The 16,741-nt window shown below is 68.6% G+C and carries 13 protein-coding genes; 2 read left to right on the plus strand and 11 right to left on the minus strand.

Features of this window, described 5'->3' with window-relative positions:
* Window positions 1–18 precede the first annotated feature (18 nt).
* The gene (locus ACIREE_RS20305) at window positions 19–1,050 is read right to left on the minus strand and encodes a hypothetical protein (RefSeq protein ID WP_404153691.1); all 1,032 of its coding nucleotides are present in this window, start codon (window positions 1,048–1,050) and stop codon (window positions 19–21) included.
* A gap of 63 nt (window positions 1,051–1,113) precedes the next feature.
* On the opposite strand from ACIREE_RS20305, the gene ACIREE_RS20310 reads away from it, so the two are divergent.
* The gene (locus tag ACIREE_RS20310) at window positions 1,114–1,464 is read left to right on the plus strand and encodes an NTP pyrophosphohydrolase (RefSeq protein WP_404153694.1); all 351 of its coding nucleotides are present in this window, start codon (window positions 1,114–1,116) and stop codon (window positions 1,462–1,464) included.
* A gap of 29 nt (window positions 1,465–1,493) precedes the next feature.
* Here the strand turns inward: ACIREE_RS20310 and ACIREE_RS20315 are convergent, their stop codons facing one another.
* The 10 genes from ACIREE_RS20315 to ngcE all read right to left on the minus strand — a co-directional run bounded on the left by ACIREE_RS20315 (window position 1,494) and on the right by ngcE (window position 15,206).
* Window positions 1,494–2,960, minus strand: a complete 1,467-nt coding sequence (locus ACIREE_RS20315; protein WP_404153697.1) for an ArnT family glycosyltransferase — start codon at window positions 2,958–2,960, stop codon at window positions 1,494–1,496.
* Window positions 2,961–3,032: 72 nt separating this feature from the next.
* Window positions 3,033–4,568, minus strand: coding sequence for an amino acid permease (locus ACIREE_RS20320; protein WP_404153700.1), 1,536 nt, complete (start codon window positions 4,566–4,568; stop codon window positions 3,033–3,035).
* Between the two features lie 186 nt (window positions 4,569–4,754).
* The gene (gene dxs / locus ACIREE_RS20325; protein ID WP_404153703.1) at window positions 4,755–6,683 is read right to left on the minus strand and encodes a 1-deoxy-D-xylulose-5-phosphate synthase; all 1,929 of its coding nucleotides are present in this window, start codon (window positions 6,681–6,683) and stop codon (window positions 4,755–4,757) included.
* Between the two features lie 237 nt (window positions 6,684–6,920).
* Entirely contained in the window at window positions 6,921–8,201 is a 1,281-nt protein-coding gene (locus ACIREE_RS20330; protein ID WP_404153706.1) for a sugar ABC transporter permease, read from the minus strand.
* Window positions 8,198–8,989 carry an ATP-binding cassette domain-containing protein gene (locus tag ACIREE_RS20335; protein ID WP_404153708.1) on the minus strand — a complete coding sequence of 264 codons (792 nt, stop codon included), beginning with the start codon at window positions 8,987–8,989 and terminating at the stop codon, window positions 8,198–8,200. The genes ACIREE_RS20330 and ACIREE_RS20335 overlap by 4 nt, the downstream gene beginning before the upstream one ends.
* A gap of 181 nt (window positions 8,990–9,170) precedes the next feature.
* Entirely contained in the window at window positions 9,171–10,295 is a 1,125-nt protein-coding gene (locus ACIREE_RS20340) for a substrate-binding domain-containing protein (RefSeq protein ID WP_404153711.1), read from the minus strand.
* A gap of 121 nt (window positions 10,296–10,416) precedes the next feature.
* Window positions 10,417–11,616 (minus strand): ROK family transcriptional regulator, encoded by a 1,200-nt coding sequence (locus ACIREE_RS20345; RefSeq protein WP_404153714.1) that lies wholly within the window; start codon window positions 11,614–11,616, stop codon window positions 10,417–10,419.
* A gap of 209 nt (window positions 11,617–11,825) precedes the next feature.
* On the minus strand, window positions 11,826–12,734 hold the full coding sequence (locus ACIREE_RS20350) for a carbohydrate ABC transporter permease (protein WP_404153717.1): 909 nt from the start codon (window positions 12,732–12,734) through the stop codon (window positions 11,826–11,828).
* Window positions 12,731–13,792 (minus strand): carbohydrate ABC transporter permease, encoded by a 1,062-nt coding sequence (locus tag ACIREE_RS20355; RefSeq protein WP_404153721.1) that lies wholly within the window; start codon window positions 13,790–13,792, stop codon window positions 12,731–12,733. Before ACIREE_RS20355 ends, ACIREE_RS20350 begins: the two co-directional genes overlap by 4 nt.
* Before the next feature lie 7 nt (window positions 13,793–13,799).
* The gene (gene ngcE, locus ACIREE_RS20360; protein ID WP_404153724.1) at window positions 13,800–15,206 is read right to left on the minus strand and encodes an N-acetylglucosamine/diacetylchitobiose ABC transporter substrate-binding protein; all 1,407 of its coding nucleotides are present in this window, start codon (window positions 15,204–15,206) and stop codon (window positions 13,800–13,802) included.
* 1,161 nt (window positions 15,207–16,367) lie between these two features.
* Here ngcE and ACIREE_RS20365 point away from each other — a divergent pair.
* Window positions 16,368–16,700 (plus strand): STAS domain-containing protein, encoded by a 333-nt coding sequence (locus tag ACIREE_RS20365; RefSeq protein ID WP_404153727.1) that lies wholly within the window; start codon window positions 16,368–16,370, stop codon window positions 16,698–16,700.
* Window positions 16,701–16,741 lie beyond the last annotated feature (41 nt).

Below are 16,741 nucleotides of genomic sequence, written 5' to 3' on the forward strand. Positions count from 1 at the left end.
CGCGTTCAAGGCAGGCTCTCAGTACAGCTGGTGCCATGCCTCCAGGGCCAGGCCCGGCTCGTCCTTGCGGCGGGTGAGGTGCATGCGGGGCGGGTTGCCGGGGACGTAGGTCGCCGCCACCACCCGGCCGCCCGCGTCCTCCGCCAGGGCGATCCGCGCGTCCGGGGGCAGAGCCGGGCCCGACTCCGCCCACCAGGCACCGGCCGACTCCAGTTCCGTCGGGTACGCGGCGAAGGCGATACGGCCGCTGTGGGCGCGCTGGGCGAGCAGGGTGCAGTCCACGCCGTCCAGCGAGCAGCGGATCGCCGCCACGGTGCCGGGGCCGGCCGCGGCCATGACGGGCACCGGGGCGTCGTCGCCGCGCCAGGCGCACAGGTCGCCGTCCTCGTCCGTGTAGAAGAGCGTGGTGTGCTCGGGGGACGTGGCCAGGGCGCGCAGGGTGTCCGGGCGCACGGCCGCCGGCTGCGGCTTCTCGTCGAGCACCGGCGTCCCGCCGGGCTTCTCCTGGCGCCAGCGCAGAATGCCGTCCGCGGTCGCCGCGTACAGGACGACAAGCCCCGACTCGCTTGCCACCGCGGCGAGTTGACCGCGGGTGCCCTTGCCCTTGAGGTCGCGCCAGGGGCCCCAGCCGCCCTTTTCCAGCTGGGCACGCATGCTGACGCCGCCGCCCTTGTTGCGGACGAAGACGTGGGCGCGGCCCTGGGCGTCGACGGCCACCGCGGGCGGTCCCGTGCGGTCGCCCGTCCTGTTCGGATGGCCGATGGAAGTCCAGTCGAGCGCGGCGAGGTGCGGCTGGAAGTGTGTCGAGTGGACCAGACCCGACTCGCCCGGAACCGTGGGGCGCCAGGACACCAAGTGGGTGTACCCGCCGGGGCCTTGGGCCAGGGCGAGGACCGTGTGCAGGCGCTGGTCGCCGCCCACGGTGCGGGGGTCGCTCCAGGCGCCGCCGGGCGTGCGCTCGGTGCGGCAGACGACCGCGTCGCCGTCGGGGGCGTACGCGTAGGCGCAGAGTCTGCCGTCGCGTGCGTGTATCAGCCAGTCGCCGTTCACCGCTCCACCTTAAATGGGGGCGTGTCATGCCCTTGTCCCACCCCCGGCACGTACCGTTCCCGCATGACGACTCTCCTGGTGGTGGACGGCGCGAATGTCGTCGGCTCCGTACCCGACGGCTGGTGGCGCGACCGGCACGGTGCCGCCGTGCGCCTGCGCGACCGGCTCGCGGTCTACGCCGAGCGGCATCCGGAGGAGGAGGTGGTGCTGGTGGTCGAGGGGCGCGCCCGGGGTGTCGAGGCGGTGCCCGGGGTCCGTGTCGAGGAGGCGCCGGGCGAGGGCGACGACCATATCGTGGCGGTGGCGGCCGGTGCGGCAGGGCCGTGCGTGGTCGTGACGGCCGACCGTGAACTGCGGCGCAGGGTCGAGGAGTCGGGGGCGCGCTGTGTGGGGCCGCGGACGGTCTACCCGTAGCGCGGACCCATGCCCCCACTACCCCGAACTCAGCCCCGCCGCACGTACACCACGGCGCCGTCCACGTTCCCCGCCACCTCGTAGGGCATCAGTATCCGCCGCAGGGACCGCGTCCGCTGCACTCCGTAGGGCGCTCCCCGGGAGTCGTCCACCACGAGCCGTGGCGCCCGCGCCGCGAACTCCTGCCGGAAGGCGCCCCAGGCGCCCGCCACCGCGTACTTCTCCCCCACTTGCGGCCCGTCCCGCCCCCCGCTGTAGTTCGTGAGCAGCCCGGCCGTCAGGAAGCGGGTCGCGGGCTGCCGGTCGGCCAGCCAGTACGTCTCCGGGTGCATGCCCCAGACCAGGACCGGCTCGCCCGGCGTCGAGCGCGCCCGCACCTCCTGCGCGACCCGCTGGGCGTGCGCGAGTTCGGGGCGCGGCGCGAGCATCCCCCACGTGAGGAACAGCGCGCAGCAGCACGCGGAGGTGAGCAGCGCCGCGCCGAGGCGTTCGCGCGGCAGGGCCTGCAGTGCGGCGGTGCCCAACAGGGCGAGCGGTGGGATGAGTTGGAGGTAGTAGTGGCCGAAGAAGTGGAAGCCGATGAGCACCGCGCCCGCGGATGCCCCGAGCCACAGCCACAGCTCTCCGCACCCCGTACGGGCGGCGCGCGGCGCGCGCACGATCGCGGGCAGGAATCCGGCGCAGGCCACCGCGAGGATCGCCGCGTTCGTCAACCCCCGTGCCAGTACGTGGAGTTCGGAGCCGGTGAAGGAGGCGTACGCGCCCGAGCCGGTCACCGTCCAGAAGAGGAAGCCCGCCGGGTCGGTGGCGAGGGCGGCCGCGAGGACGGGCAGCGCCGCCCCGGCCGCGCACCGCGCCAGGTCCCTTCGGGGCGCACCGTACCGCCACAGCATCCAGGCGACGGGCACGAGGACCGCTCCCCCGGTCTGCTTGGCGAGGAACGCGCAGGCGACGGCGGCCCCGCACAGGCTCCACCGGCGCCGGTCCGCGCACCACAGGGCGGCCGCGGTCCACGGCAGCATGAACACCTCGAAGGTGGCGGCCTGCGCATCTTCCGGGTTGAGCCCGACGGAGGCCAGCAGGTAGAGCACGCCCGCGGTGCGTCCCGCGGTGTCGCCCCAGCGTCGGCGTGCGATCGAGGCGAGAGTTACGGCTGTTGCCAGCTGTGCGGCGACCGCGCAGACCCGCAGCGGGGTGAGTGAGCCGGAGCCGAAGACCGCGAACGCGGCCTCGTACAGCCAGGGCACGAGCGGTGGTTTGCGGTCGACGACGGTCTCGTAGAGCCGGCCGCCGTGCGCCAACATCCGTGCCTGGACGGCGAGATAGCCCTCGTCTGGGTTCCAGAGCGGCCGGACGAAGGACGGCACGCGGGTGAGGCAGGCGAGGACGGCGAGGAGCGGGGCCAGGCGCCGCCAGTACCCGGGCGCGGGTCCTTGGTCCGAGGCGCGAGGGTGTTCGGATACGTACGGTAGTGATGTCCGCGCCTCGGTGAGCATGGGCGCCAAACTATCCGGCCCCGCAGTCCGCATCGAAGCGGGACATACGGGGCCGGGTGTATTCGTTGACGGTTACTGCGAGTTGTCGCGCTCCGACGTGCCCTGCTCCAGCCTGCTCTGCTCCAGCCTGCTGTGCTTGCGGCCGTAGAGGAAGTAGATGACGAGGCCGAGCACCATCCAGGCGAGGAAGCGCAGCCAGGTCTCCACCGACAGGTTGAGCATCAGCCACACCGACGCGGCGACCGAGGCGATCGGCAGCACGGGCACCCAGGGGGCGCGGAACGCGCGGGGCAGGTCGGGGCGGGTGCGGCGCAGGATGATCACGCCGAGGGCGACCACGACGAAGGCGAACAGCGTGCCGATGTTGACCAGCTTGGACAGCTCTTCGAGGGAGACGAACCCGGCGAGGATCGCGGAGGCGACGCCGAGAATGATCGTCGAGCGGTACGGCGTACGGAACGTGGGGTGGACCTCGCTGAACACCTTCGGCAGGAGCCCGTCGCGGCTCATCGCGAAGAAGACGCGGCCCTGGCCGAGCAGCAGGATCATGACGACGGTGACCAGGCCGATGATGGCGCCGAAGTTGATGAGACCCGCCCAGAACGGCTGGCCGATCGCCTTGAACGCGTCGGCGAGCGGTGCTTCCGCGCTGAGGGTGCTGTACTTCTGCATGCCCGTGACGACGATCGACACGGCGACGTACAGGATCGTGCAGATGGCGAGCGAGCCGATGATGCCGCGCGGTACGTCCTTGGCCGGGTCGACGGTCTCCTCGGCGGCGGTGGCGACGACGTCGAAGCCGATGTACGCGAAGAAGACGATGGCGGCGGCCGTGAAGATGCCCATGATGCCGAAGGCCGAGGGGGTGTAGCCGAAGATCGTTTCGAGGAGCGTCGCGCCGGCTCCTGAGCCGCCGGACACGTCCTGCTTCGGCGGGATGAACGGCGAGTAGTTGGCGCCGACGATGTGGAAGCTGCCGACGGCGATGATGATCAGGACGACGAGCACCTTGACGGCGACGACGATCGAGGTGACGTGCGCGGACAGCTTGACGCCTACGACCAGGACAGCGGTCATCACCAGGATCAGCAGCGCGGCGGCGAGGTTGAAGCCGAATTTGCCGTCGGACGGGCCGAGCAGCGCCGTCGGCAGCGGGATGCCCCAGCTGTCGAGGAGCGACTGGACATATCCCGCCCAGCCGACGGAGACGGTGGCCGCGCCGAGGGCCAGCTCCAGGACCAGGTCCCAGCCGATGATCCAGGCGACGAACTCGCCGAGCGAGGCGTACGCGAAGGTGTACGCGGAGCCCGCCACCGGGACGGTGGAGGCGAACTCGGCGTAGCACAGCGCCGCGAGCGCGCACACGATGCCCGCGACGACGAACGCCAGGGCGACGGCGGGGCCCGCGTAGTTCTTGGCCACGGTGCCCGTGGTCACGAAGATGCCGGCGCCGATGACGACGCCGACGCCGAAGACCGTGAGGTCCAGGGCGGAGAGCGACTTGTTGAGCTTGTGCTCGGGTTCCTCGGTGTCCTTGATGGACTGCTCGATGGACTTCGTCCTGAACAGGCCGCTGCGTTCGCGTCCCGCTGCTGGCTGGGTGGTCACCGGTTGCCTCCGTGCGCCTTGTCGTCCCCGACATGATCGGGACGAGTTGCCGCCGGCGGGCTGATCAGTCCTACAGGTTCACGCGAAAGAAGCCGGGCCGGACCCCCCGATGGGTGAGTCCGGCCCGATCAAGCCCCTCCGGCGCTTGAGGAGCGGGGTCCGGGGCGGAGCCCCGTGGCGCGGCGCTCAGTCCCGAGCGGGCTCCATCTCCTCCTGCGCGGAACGGTCGCGCTCATTGCGGCCGTCCAGCTTTGCCACCAGGCCCGTGACCTGGCGGGCGATGTCGGGGGCCGTGAGGCCGATCTCCGCCATGATCTCCTTGCGGGAGGCGTGGTCGAGGAAGCGCGGCGGGATGCCGAAGTCGCGGAGCGGGACGTCGACGCCGGCGTCGCGGAGGGCCTGGGCGACGGCCGAGCCGACACCGCCGACCCGCGAGTTGTCCTCCACCGTCACCACGACGCGGTGCCGCTCGGCGAGCGGGGCCATCGCCTCGTCGACGGGCTTGACCCAGCGCGGGTCGACGACGGTCGTCGTGATGCCCTGCTTGTCGAGGAGCGTGGCGATCTCCAGGCACATGGGCGCCAGCGCGCCGACCGAGACGAGCAGCACGTCGGGCCGGTCCGAGCCGGGCTCGCGCAGCACGTCCATGCCGCCGACCTTGCCGATCGCCTCGACGGCCGGGCCGACCGCGCCCTTGGAGTAGCGCACGACGGTCGGGGCGTCCTCCACCGCGACGGCCTCGCGCAGCTGGGCGCGGACCTGGTCGGCGTCGCGCGGGGCGGCGATCCGCACGCCGGGGACGACCTGGAGGATCGACATGTCCCACATGCCGTTGTGCGAGGCGCCGTCGGTGCCGGTGACACCGGCCCGGTCCAGGACGAAGGTGACGCCGCACTTGTGCAGGGCCACGTCCATCAGGAGCTGGTCGAAGGCGCGGTTGAGGAAGGTCGCGTAGACGGCGAAGACGGGGTGCAGGCCGCCCGCCGCCAGGCCCGCCGCCGACACCGCGCCGTGCTGCTCCGCGATGCCCACGTCGTAGACCCGGTCGGGGAAGGCGTCCGCGAACTTCTTCAGGCCGACCGGCTGCAGCATCGCCGCCGTGATGGCCACGATGTCCTGGCGCTCCTCGCCGAGCCGCACCATCTCGTCGCCGAAGACGGAGGTCCAGTCGGCGCCGGACGCCTTGACGGGCAGGCCGGTGTCGGGGTGGATGGGGCCGATGCCGTGGAAGCGGTCCGCCTCGTCCTGGAGGGCGGGCGTGTAGCCGCGGCCCTTCTCGGTGAGGCAGTGCACGATGACCGGGCCGCCGAAGCGCTTGGCGCGCACCAGCGCCGACTCCAGGGCCTCGATGTCGTGGCCGTCGATCGGGCCGACGTACTTCAGGCCCAGGTCCTCGAACATGCCCTGCGGCGCGATGAAGTCCTTGAGTCCCTTCTTGGCGCCGTGCAGGGTCTCGTAGAGCGGCCTGCCGACGACCGGGGTGCGCTCGAGGAGGTCTTTGCCGCGGGCCAGGAAGCGCTCGTAGCCGTCCGTGGTGCGCAGAGTGGCCAGGTGGTTCGCCAGGCCGCCGATCGTGGGAGCGTACGAGCGCTCGTTGTCGTTGACCACGATGACGAGGGGGCGGTCCTTGGCGGCCGCGATGTTGTTCAGCGCCTCCCAGGCCATGCCGCCGGTGAGGGCGCCGTCACCGATGACCGCGACGACGTGGTCGTCCTTCTTGCGCACCTCGTTGGCCTTGGCGAGGCCGTCGGCCCAGCCGAGGACGGTGGAGGCGTGCGAGTTCTCGATGACGTCGTGCTCGGACTCGGCCTGCGAGGGGTAGCCCGAGAGGCCGCCCTTCATCTTCAGCTTGGAGAAGTCCTGGCGCCCGGTGAGCAGCTTGTGCACGTACGACTGGTGACCGGTGTCCCACAGGACCTTGTCCTGGGGCGACTCGAAGACGCGGTGCAGGGCGATGGTCAGCTCGACGACACCGAGGTTGGGGCCGAGGTGGCCGCCGGTCTTGGACACCGCGTCGACGAGGAAGGTCCGGATCTCTCCCGCCAGCTGGTCCAGCTGCTCCAGGGTGAGTCGGTCCAGATCGCGCGGTCCCTTGATGCGGGTCAGCAGCGGCACCCGTGCCTCCTTGCGATAGAGCTGTGAGTAGCTGGCTGAGCTGTTCGAGCTTGCCGGGTCTGTCGAGTCTAATGTTCCGCCGTCGTGGGCGGCGGGCGGGCTGTGCGTTGCCGACCACCCGACCGGCCCTCCCTGATGGGAACATGCGTTCCTACGAGGAGCGCGCGGACATGACTGTGCCCGGCGTCGTCCTTGACGCCGGGCACAGTCAGCCCAGGTGAACCGGGTCAGAAGCGGTCAGGCGCGGCCGGCCGACTTCTGGGTCTTGCGGGTGATCGAGTCGATGACGACCGTGGCGAGGAGCACACCGCCGGTGATCATGTACTGGATCGGAGTGGCGATGCCCTGGAGCGCCAGGCCGTACTGGATCGACGTGATGACCAGCACACCGAGCAGCGCGTTCCACGTGCGGCCCCGGCCACCGAAGAGGCTGGTGCCACCGATGACGGCCGCGGCGATGACGTTCATCAGGAGGTCACCGGAGCCGGCGCTCTGGTTGGCCGCCGCGATCTTGGAGGCCCAGAAGAGACCGCCGACCGCCGCGAACAGACCGGCGATGGCGAACACGGAGACCCGCACCGCCGTGACGTTGATACCGGCACGGCGCGACGCCTCGACGCTGCCGCCGAGCGCGAAGACCTTGCGGCCGTACGTGGTGCGGCGCAGCACGAAGTCCGAGCCGACCAGGACGATCGCGAAGAGCAGCACCGCGAGCGGCAGGCCCTTGTACTGGTTGAAGATGATCGCGACACCGAACGCGGCGACCGCGAGCAGCACCGTACGCAGCACGATGTCGCTGAGCGGCCGGGACGGGATGCCCGCGGCTTCGCGGCGCCGGTTGGCCAGGAAGGTCGGCACGAAGTAGGCGACGACCGCGACGACGGCCAGGCCGTAGGCGGCGGCGACGTCCGCGAAGTAGTAGTTCGTCAGCTTGCCGACGACGCCTTCGCTGTCGATGTTGATCGTGCCGTTGGAGCCCAGGATCTGGAGCATGAAGCCGTTCCAGAACAGCAGGCCCGCCAGGGTGACGGCGAACGCGGGCGCGCCGATCCGGGCGAAGAAGAAGCCGTGCAGGGCGCCGATGACGGCACCGGCCGCGAGAGCGGTGAGGACGGCCAGCCACTCGTTGACCCCGTGAGTGATGCTCATCACGGCCATGATCGCCGAGGAGACACCGGAGACGGAGCCGACCGAGAGGTCGATCTCGCCGAGCAGCAGCACGAAGATGATGCCGACCGACATCATGCCCGTCGCGACCATGGCGACGAAGATGTTGTTGAGGTTCTCCGCGCCCAGGAAGGCCGAGTTGAGGCTCTGGAAGATCGCGGCGATGACGATCAGGCCGATGACGACCGGGATGGCACCGAGGTCACCACCGCGGATCTTGCGCTTGAACTCGCCTATGTAACCCGCGAAGCCCTGCTCGCGCACGAGCAGGCGGGGGTCGACCGCGGTCACGGTCGCGCCCGCGGCCGCGGGGGCGGCGTCCACGGGGGCTTTGGTCTTGTCGATGCTCACTTCTGAGCCTCCGCGTTGCTGCGCGCCGCACGACGGGTCACGGCGTTGTCCGTGGCGCCGGTGATGGCGGAGATGATCTCTTCCTGCGAGGTCGTCTTGACCTCGAACACACCGTTGTTGCGGCCGAGCCGCAGCACGGCGACCTTGTCGGCGACGGCCTTCACATCGGCCATGTTGTGGCTGATGAGGATGACCGCGTGGCCGCGCTCGCGCAGCCGCTCGACGAGGTCGAGGACCTGCGCCGTCTGCTCGACACCGAGGGCGGCCGTCGGCTCGTCCAGGATGACCAGCTTGGGCTCGCCGAGCATGGAGCGGGCGATGGCCACGACCTGGCGCTGACCGCCGGAGAGCGAGGCGATCGGGATCCGCACGCTGGGAATGCGGATCGACAGGGTCTCGAGCAGCTCGCGGGAGCGGCGCTCCATCTCGATCTCGTCGAGGACACCGCGACGCGTGAGCTCACGGCCCAGGTAGAGGTTGCCGACGACATCGATGTTGTCGCACAGCGAGAGGTCCTGGTAGACGGTCGCGATGCCCAGGTTCTGGGCGTCCTGCGGCTTGTTCACCGAGACGGACTTGCCGTTCCACTCGATGACACCTTCATCGATGGGGTGGACACCCGCGATCGTCTTTACAAGGGTGGACTTTCCGGCACCGTTGTCGCCGACCAGGGCGACCACCTCACCGGCGTGGACCTCAAGCTCTACGTCGGTGAGCGCCTGGACGGCACCGAATCGCTTGGAGACCCCGCGCAACGCCAGCACGGGCGTAGCGGACACGTGAACCATCTCCTTCGCCGCCAAAGGCCTGACCCGGGCGGGAGGTTGAACAGAAGAGAAGACTGAGGGGGGTGTTCCGTCCGGCGCCCCGCCGTTGAGCTTTGCGGGGCTGTCGGCGGCGGGACGCCGGACGTACTCACACAGGAGCGCTACCGGATGCGGCGCGCAAGTCCCGTGCGGAACAGGGGGGTTACTTGAGACCGATCTTGTCGCAAGCGGCCTTGTACTTGGTCGTGCAGATCTCGCCGAGGGTGTAGTAACCCTCCTTGACGACCGTGTCCTTGATGTTGTCCTGGGTCAGCGAGACGACCGGGACGATCACGGACGGGACACCCTTCTCGGTGCCGCTGTCGACGGTGCCCGTCGAGAGGGAGCTGTCGATCTTGCCGTCCTTGACGATGGAGATGGCCATCTTCGCGACGGTCTCGGCCTCCGTCGGGTACGACTTGAACACGCTCATGTACTGGTCACCGGTGATGATGCGCTGCACACCCGCGAGCTCGGCGTCCTGGCCGGTGACGGGGGGAAGCTTGCTCAGGCCCGCGCTCTTCAGCGCGGTGATGCTGCCGCCCGCCATGCCGTCGTTGGCGGAGTACACGCCGGCGATCTTGTCCTTGCCGACCGCGGAGATAGCCGCCTCCATGTTGGCGTTGGCGTTCTCCGGCTTCCACTCCTTGGTGTCGTACTCCTTGGCGATCGTCACCTTGCCGTCGAGGACGGAGTGGGCGCCCTTCTTGAACTGGGCGGCGTTCGGGTCGGTGACCGCGCCGTTCATCATGACGACCTTGCTGCTCTTGGTGGCCTTGGAGCCCATGGCCTTCAGGAGCGCCTCGCCCTGCGTCTTGCCGACCTCCTCGTTGTCGAAGGAGGTGTAGGCGGAGATGGGGCCCTCGGCCAGGCGGTCGTACGCGACGACGGGGATGCCCGCGTCCTTGGCCTTCTTCACGCCGTTGGCGACGGCCTTGAAGTCGACCGCGTCCAGGATCAGGACGTCGACGTTCTTGGTGATCATCGTGTCGATCTGCTGCGACTGGAGGGTCGCGTCCTGCTTGGCGTTGAGGTACTCGAGCTTGCCCTTGCCATTGGTCAGCGTGGATATCTGCTTCTCAATGATCGGCTTGTCGAACTTCTCGTAGCGAGCGGTCTGGTTCTCCGGCAGCAGCAGGCCGACGGTGATGTCGTCGCCCTTCTTGCCGCCGGACGACTTCTCGCTGTCGTCACCCTTGGACTCCTTGGCGGAGCCACAGGCGGCGAGAGAGACAGCCATGGCGGTGGCACAGAACGCAACGGCGGCACGACGAGTACGCGTGTTCACTTCAGAAACCTCCCTGACGAGGCCGCGACGTTGCGGCCGAGGTGGCTGGAAGTCAACTCGGCCGCAACCCCAGCGTCAAGGAGTAAATCCTTAACGAGATGGCAACGGTGTCATGCGTTCTCTAAGTGAAGGCAGGTGTTACCGCGGGCACCGTGCCGTCCAAAAGGGTCGAATCGCCCATCTCGCTGAGGGCGAGAGCGAGCGCACCCAGGACCTCCGCGCGGCCCCCCAACGCCCCTGGAAGGACGGAGAGTTGCCGGGCGGCACTCGGGATCGCATAGCGGCCCACGGACTCTCTGATGGGCCCCAGAACCAGCTCCCCGGCCTCCGCCAGATCGCCGCCGAGGACGACCCTGCTGGGATTGAGAAGATTACAGAGATTCGCGACGCCCGAGCCGATGTGCCGGCCCACGTCCGCGATCACGCGGCGACAGCCCGGGTCCCCGTCACGGGCGAGCCGGACGACTCCCTCGAGGGTCAGATCGGTGCCGTGACTGGATTGGAGCAGCGGCAGCACGTAGCGGGCGGCCGTGAACGTCTCCAGGCACCCGCGGTTGCCGCAGCGGCAGACCGGGCCCGACTCGTCCAGCGTGATGTGCCCGATCTCCCCCGCGGTGCCGCCGGGACCGCGGTAGATCTTCCCCTCGATCACCAGGCCCGCGCCGACCCCGCTCGCCACCTTGATGTACGCGAGGTCCCGCACGCCCCGCCCGCTCCCCCAGACCAGCTCGCCGAGCGCGCCCAGGTTCGCGTCGTTGTCGACGTGCACGGGGACGCCGAGGCGCCGGCCCAGCTCCTCCGCGGGCTTGGTGCCGGTCCAGCCCGGCAGGATCGACGTGGAGCCCAGCGTGCCGCTCTCCACGTCGATGGGGCCCGGCACGCCGAGCCCGACGCCCGCGACCTTCGACCGGTCGACGCCGGTCGCCGCGATGAGCCGCTCGACCAGCTCCTCGGCCCGGTCGAAGCCCTGCGCGGCGCTGGCGTCCACGTCCAGCGGCTCGGACTCCTCGGCGAGCACCTGGTGGGCCAGGTTCCCGATGGCCACGCGCAGGTGCGTGTGGCCGAAGTCGACGCCGATCACGATGCCCGCGTCGCCGCTGAGCGACACGCTGCGGGCCCTGCGCCCCCCGGCCGAGGTGGGCGTGACCTCGACCGTCCCCCCGTCCTTGAGCTCCCGGACGATGTTGGAGACCGTGGCCGCGGACAGCCCCGTAGTCCTCGCGATCTCCGCCTGCGTGAGCGAACCGGCGAGCCGTACGGCGCGTACGACCCGCTCCAGATTGGCCCGGTGCAGCGACGACTGCGACCCCGGAGTCTCCATTGACTCTCTCCACCCTTAGCCCCTGGGCCCGCGTCACACGGGGTGACCGGCCCTTGTACAAGTTATGAACTCCAAACTCCGCTGAAGGTGTCTCCGCCGTCAAGCCCTTGACAGAAATCGGTTCCAGCGGACGCGCGCAAGGGTCCGGCCCCGGAGAGGTGCCTCTCCGGGGCCGGACCCCTGTACGCGGAGGGTGAAACAGGCGGGCGTCAGCGGAAGGTGCCCTGCGACACCGAACCGGCAATCCGCCGCTGGAAGATGACGTACACGACGAGTACGGGCACAACGGTGATCACGATCGCCGCGAACAGCCCGCCGTAGTCGATGTTGTAGACCTGCGAGGACGCGTAGGCGGACATCCCCTGGGTCAGGACCCACTTGTCCTGGTCGGTGTTGAGTGCCACCGGCAGCAGGAACTGGTTCCACAGCCCCAGGAAGTTGAAGATCGCCACCGCCGCCATGCCGGGACTGGCCATAGGCAGCATCACCTGGAAGAACGCCCGCCAGTCCCCGGCGCCGTCGATCAATGCGGCCTCGTAGACGTCGTGCGGCAGTGACCGGAAGAACGAATAGAGGAAGAACATCGTGAACGGCAGCGCAAACGCGACGTAGGTGAGAATCAGTCCCGGACGCGTGTTCAGCAGCCCGAAGTTCTGCAGCTGGAAGAAGAGCGGCACGATCGCCAGGAAGACGGGGAAGGTCAGCCCGGCGAGCATCACGTAGTAGATCACCCTACGGCCGGGAAATTCGAACCGGGCCAGGATGTAGGCGCACATCGCGCCCAGCAGCATCACCAGGAACAGCGCGCAGACGACGACGATCACCGAGTTCAGGAAGAATTTCCCGATGTTCGCGTCGGTCCACGCGTGCGCGTAGTTCTCGAACCGCCAGCGATGCGGCAGCTTGAACGGCGATGACAGGATCTCGCTGGTCGACTTGAACGACGACACCAGCACCCACAGCATGGGCACGATCACGATCACGGACCATATGATCAGCAAGGTGTGCGAGATCACCGCGAACCTGCGGTCGCTGCTCGCGGCGGCTCTCGTCAGCTTCCGGTCACGCGCCGGCTTGCGGTCACTCGCCGACTTCCGGTCGGCGGCCATGGCGCTCACCGCGCACCTCCCTTGGCTCCGGCACGCCGAGCCTTCGACCCACGCGCTTTCTTGTTGCGGTCGTCCTCGCCACCGCCCGTCAGACGGTTGACGAGGAACACCAGCGCCGCGAACACCAGGGTGACGAGGGCGAGGACGACCCCCATCGCGGTGGCGTATCCGAACTGCTGCTTGGCGAAGGCGACGCTGAACAGCCGCTGGCTGATCGTCAGGGTCGAGTTGTCCGGTCCACCGCCCGGCAGCATGGCCTGTACGTAGACGAACGAGTCCAGGGCGGCGATGCCCAGGTAGATGTACCCCGTCTGCACGGTGTCCCGGATCGCCGGCAGGGTGATCGAGATCGTCGTCCGGAACCGGCCGGCCCCGTCGATCCTGGCCGCCTCGTACAGCTCGCCGGGAACTCCCTTGATCGCGGCGATGAAGAGCACCGCGTAGAACCCGACGAGCCCCCAGACGATGACGAACATCAGGGCCGGCATCGCGCTGACCGTCTCGCCCAGCCAGGCGAACTTGTCGAAGCCGTCGAGGCCGACCGCGGTGAGCATCCCGTTGAGCAGGCCGGCGTTGGGGTCGTACATCTGCGCCCAGATCAGGCCGACGATGATCGCCGGCACGACGTAGGGGAAGAACGAGATGATCCGGTAGAACGACGCTCCCTTGATCCCCCGGACCGGGCCCTTGCTGGGCCCGCCCAGGGTGATGGCCACCGCGACCCCGAGGGCGAGCGTCAACGTCACCAACGGCACGCAGACCGCCAGCAACGCGACGTTGCGCAACGCCTTCAGGAAGATGTCGTCCTGGAACATCTTGGTGAAGTTGTCGAAGCCGACGAATTCGTAGTCCGGGCTGAAGCCGCGCCAGTCCGTCATCGCCCAGAAGATCGCCTGAACGAAGGGGTACAGGACGAAGACCACGAAGATGGCCAGCGGGACGCCGAGAAACGCCAGGAAGAACGTCACCCGGTCGAAAGTGAGCTTGCGGCGTCGGGGCCGCCCACCGCGAGCGGCCGGCGTGGGCCGGCGGCTCGCGGTTTCGGAGGTGGTGCTCGTGTCTTTCATGGCGGTACTAGCTGACCTCGAGCTTCTTGACGGAGTCGTCTTCCCTGACCTTGTCGGAGATCTTCTGCATGGCCGCGGTCAGGCCCTTGGCGTCGAGGTCGCCGGCGAGGAACGAGTTCCACGGCACCAGCATGTCGGTGTTCATCCCGTAGGCGATGATGAACAGGTAGTTGAAGATGTTCTCGCCCGCGGCCTCGAGCATCTTCGACTGCGCGACCAGCGCGGAAGATCCGTAGCCGTCGGCGGGCACGGTGCCCTTGACGATGGTCGGGGCCAGCTTCGTCTTGGAGAAGTTGGCAGCCGCCTCCTGGGACAGCATCGCCCGCAGGACTTCCTTGCCGCCGGCCGCGTTCTTGCCCTGCTTGGGCACGATGAACGGCTCGCCCGCGGCGGCGCGAAGCGCCTCGTAGGGCATCTTCGGCTTGTCGGTGAGCGTCATCTCCGGGATGCCGGTCATCTGGAAGTCCTTCTTGGTGGCCTTCTTCATCTCGTTCTCGATCCAGCCACCGGAGGGGTAGAGCAGCGCCTTCTGGTCGTTGCTCCAGATCGCCTGCGCCTTCTGGAACTGGGTGCCGGAGCCGCCGGGGACGAACATCTTCTGCTTGACCATGGTCTCCATGACCTTGAGGACGCCCTGGATGGCCGGGTGCGACCAGGAGTCCTTCTCCAGCTTCTCGAGAGCGATCCGGACCTCGTCGCCGCCCTCCTTGACCGCCGAGTCGACGAGCAGCGTCAGGTAGTAGGTCGCGGCTTCCTTGCCGTGGACGAAGAGGTACTTGCCCTTCTTCTTCGCCTTCTGGCCGAGGTCGAGCGCTTCGTCCCAGGTCTTCGGGGCGGTCCAGCTGTTCTCCTCGAACAGCGTCTTCGAGTGCCAGACGCCGTACACGGTCATCACGTAGTTGAGCGCGATGAACTTGTTGTTGAACGTCCCGGGATCCTTCACGCCGGGGAAGAGCGTGTCGGCGATCTTCTTGCCCTCGTAGTTGTTGGCCTCGAGGACGTCGTCGAGCTCCTCGAGCTGGTCGAGGATGCCGAGGAAGCCGATCTGGTCCTCACCGGAGTTGTCGATGAGGTCCGGCGGGTTGCCGCCGACGAACCGGGGCTGGAGCTCCGGGGCGATGTCGACGACCGGTTTGACCTGCACCTTGAGACCCTTGACCTGGCTCCCGACGACCGTGCTGGTGTAGCTGACGTAGTCGGTGCCGTAGCCGCCGTTGAAGATGGCCGCGTCGACCTTGGAGTTCTCGGCGACACCGAACGGGTTCTTGGCACCCTTCTCGCCCTTCGGGCCGTCGCCACCGCCATCGTTGCTGGAGGGAGAGCCACACGCCACCGCGAACGACCCCATGGCCGCGGTCGCGATCGCCCCGCGCAGGAGCGTCCGCCTATCAAGAGAACCGGCACGAATGGTCATCTCTGCATCCTCACTGATCGAATGGATCTGTACGGGTTTGCTGCCTGCGCGGCGGCCGGACCCGGCCGGCCATGCGCTTGCCGCACTTTCTTTTTGAGCGCACCCAGGTATGGGTCGCCGCCTGAGAGATCGGCGGAGATGCACACCGGGGCGTTTTCGCCGTCGTCTCGGTGCCGCTCGGCGGCGCCGATGGTGATCAGCTGAGCGATGCCGGAAAAGCGGTCGCCTGGGCCACGGCCGGAGCAACGGTCGTGCTCCTCTTGATCAGTTCGCGATGGCCTACGCCGGGGATGGATCCCATGCTCAAGTCCTCGCCTTCTCCAGGACTCAGGCGGTGAACCGGATCCTCCCCGGCACCGCGGTGATGTGCTGTGTCGTGCCGGGATCGAATCCCGGGTCCCGGGCCGGAAAGGCATCTCCGGAACGGTGTCCGGAAATGTTCTGCCCCGAGGGAACGCAGTTGGAGCTGGGTGGTACCGAAAATTCCGGGATCGACAGAGATACCCGGCTGTCGGTGCTCCCGCACGTCACGCCGATTCCCCCTGGTCCCCCGGGTCCGGCCGCGGCCTGAACACGGCCGGGGCAGACGCCGACAGGTATAGTCCACTCCCTGCGAGCTGGGCAAGATCGAATGCAGGTTTGGGCGCTGGTCTTTTCCGAGTTGAGACCTCCCGGAAATAAGCCGCAGCCCGGGAGATGTCGATCTCCCCAACTCCCGCGCCTACAAAGCATGTAGTGGTATGGCACGGGCGGGAAGCCGCTGACGCGTTCGAGTGGGGATGAGCGGCGCGAAATTCGCGATGTCGGGCATTACGCGCCGCCGTGCGTTCGAGCAGTGAACGCGTGGCCTGTATTCGGGTGCGTGTTCCGGCCAGTTGCGGGCGGTTCGAGCCCGTGCCCCGCGCAGCCGTTCCGCACCCGTTCCACCACCGGTCGGGGCTATCCGCGCAAGCCGTGAGCGAGTACTCTCGGTAATAGCCCGTGGACTATACGTCGCCGTCAGCGCGGTGGCACTCGTCCGGCGATCGTTCAGGCCCAAGGAGGCCTCACACAAGCGGCTGCCTCTCGCGGGTACTTGATCCCGCTTCATGAGCGCCGCCCCAGACACACGACGGCCCCCCTTGTCCGCTGTCGGACGGCGCCCTGCCTCCGGGAGCCCTCATGCGTGGTTATTTCGTTGACGAACTGCTTCTGATCACCCCCCTGCACCGCGCCGCCGGAGTACGTCTGTACGGCGAAGTCGTCGGTGCCCACAAAGCCTCGCTGGCCGTGGCGGTGACCGACTACAGCCGCTCCGCCGAGGAGATCACGGTGGATCTGACGCAGGTCCGCTATCTGGCGAACAGCGCCCTGGAGACCCTCGTCGCCCTCGCGCGCAGTCTCAGCCCGCCCCAGTGTCTGCGCGTCCTGGCCGGTCCCGAACTCCGGGTCGGGGAGCGACTGGCCGCCGGTGGCTGGGACCGGATCGAAACGCTGCGGCTCACTTCGGAATGACGACCCGTCCCAGGACCCACGCCAACACCCTTGACACCGCT

It is taken from the genome of Streptomyces sp. NPDC102467, from assembly GCF_044765445.1.
Classification (GTDB): domain Bacteria; phylum Actinomycetota; class Actinomycetes; order Streptomycetales; family Streptomycetaceae; genus Streptomyces.

Bases quoted from the DNA above. Each gene is read 5' to 3' on its own strand.
- ACIREE_RS20345 (WP_404153714.1), bottom strand. From the start codon at position 11,616: ATGGAGACTCCGGGGTCGCAGTCGTCGCTGCACCGGGCCAATCTGGAG.
- ACIREE_RS20365 (WP_404153727.1), top strand. From the start codon at position 16,368: ATGCGTGGTTATTTCGTTGACGAACTGCTTCTGATCACCCCCCTGCAC.
- ACIREE_RS20355 (WP_404153721.1), bottom strand. From the start codon at position 13,792: ATGAAAGACACGAGCACCACCTCCGAAACCGCGAGCCGCCGGCCCACG.
- ngcE (WP_404153724.1), bottom strand. From the start codon at position 15,206: ATGACCATTCGTGCCGGTTCTCTTGATAGGCGGACGCTCCTGCGCGGG.
- ACIREE_RS20315 (WP_404153697.1), bottom strand. From the start codon at position 2,960: ATGCTCACCGAGGCGCGGACATCACTACCGTACGTATCCGAACACCCT.
- ACIREE_RS20335 (WP_404153708.1), bottom strand. From the start codon at position 8,989: ATGGTTCACGTGTCCGCTACGCCCGTGCTGGCGTTGCGCGGGGTCTCC.
- ACIREE_RS20310 (WP_404153694.1), top strand. From the start codon at position 1,114: ATGACGACTCTCCTGGTGGTGGACGGCGCGAATGTCGTCGGCTCCGTA.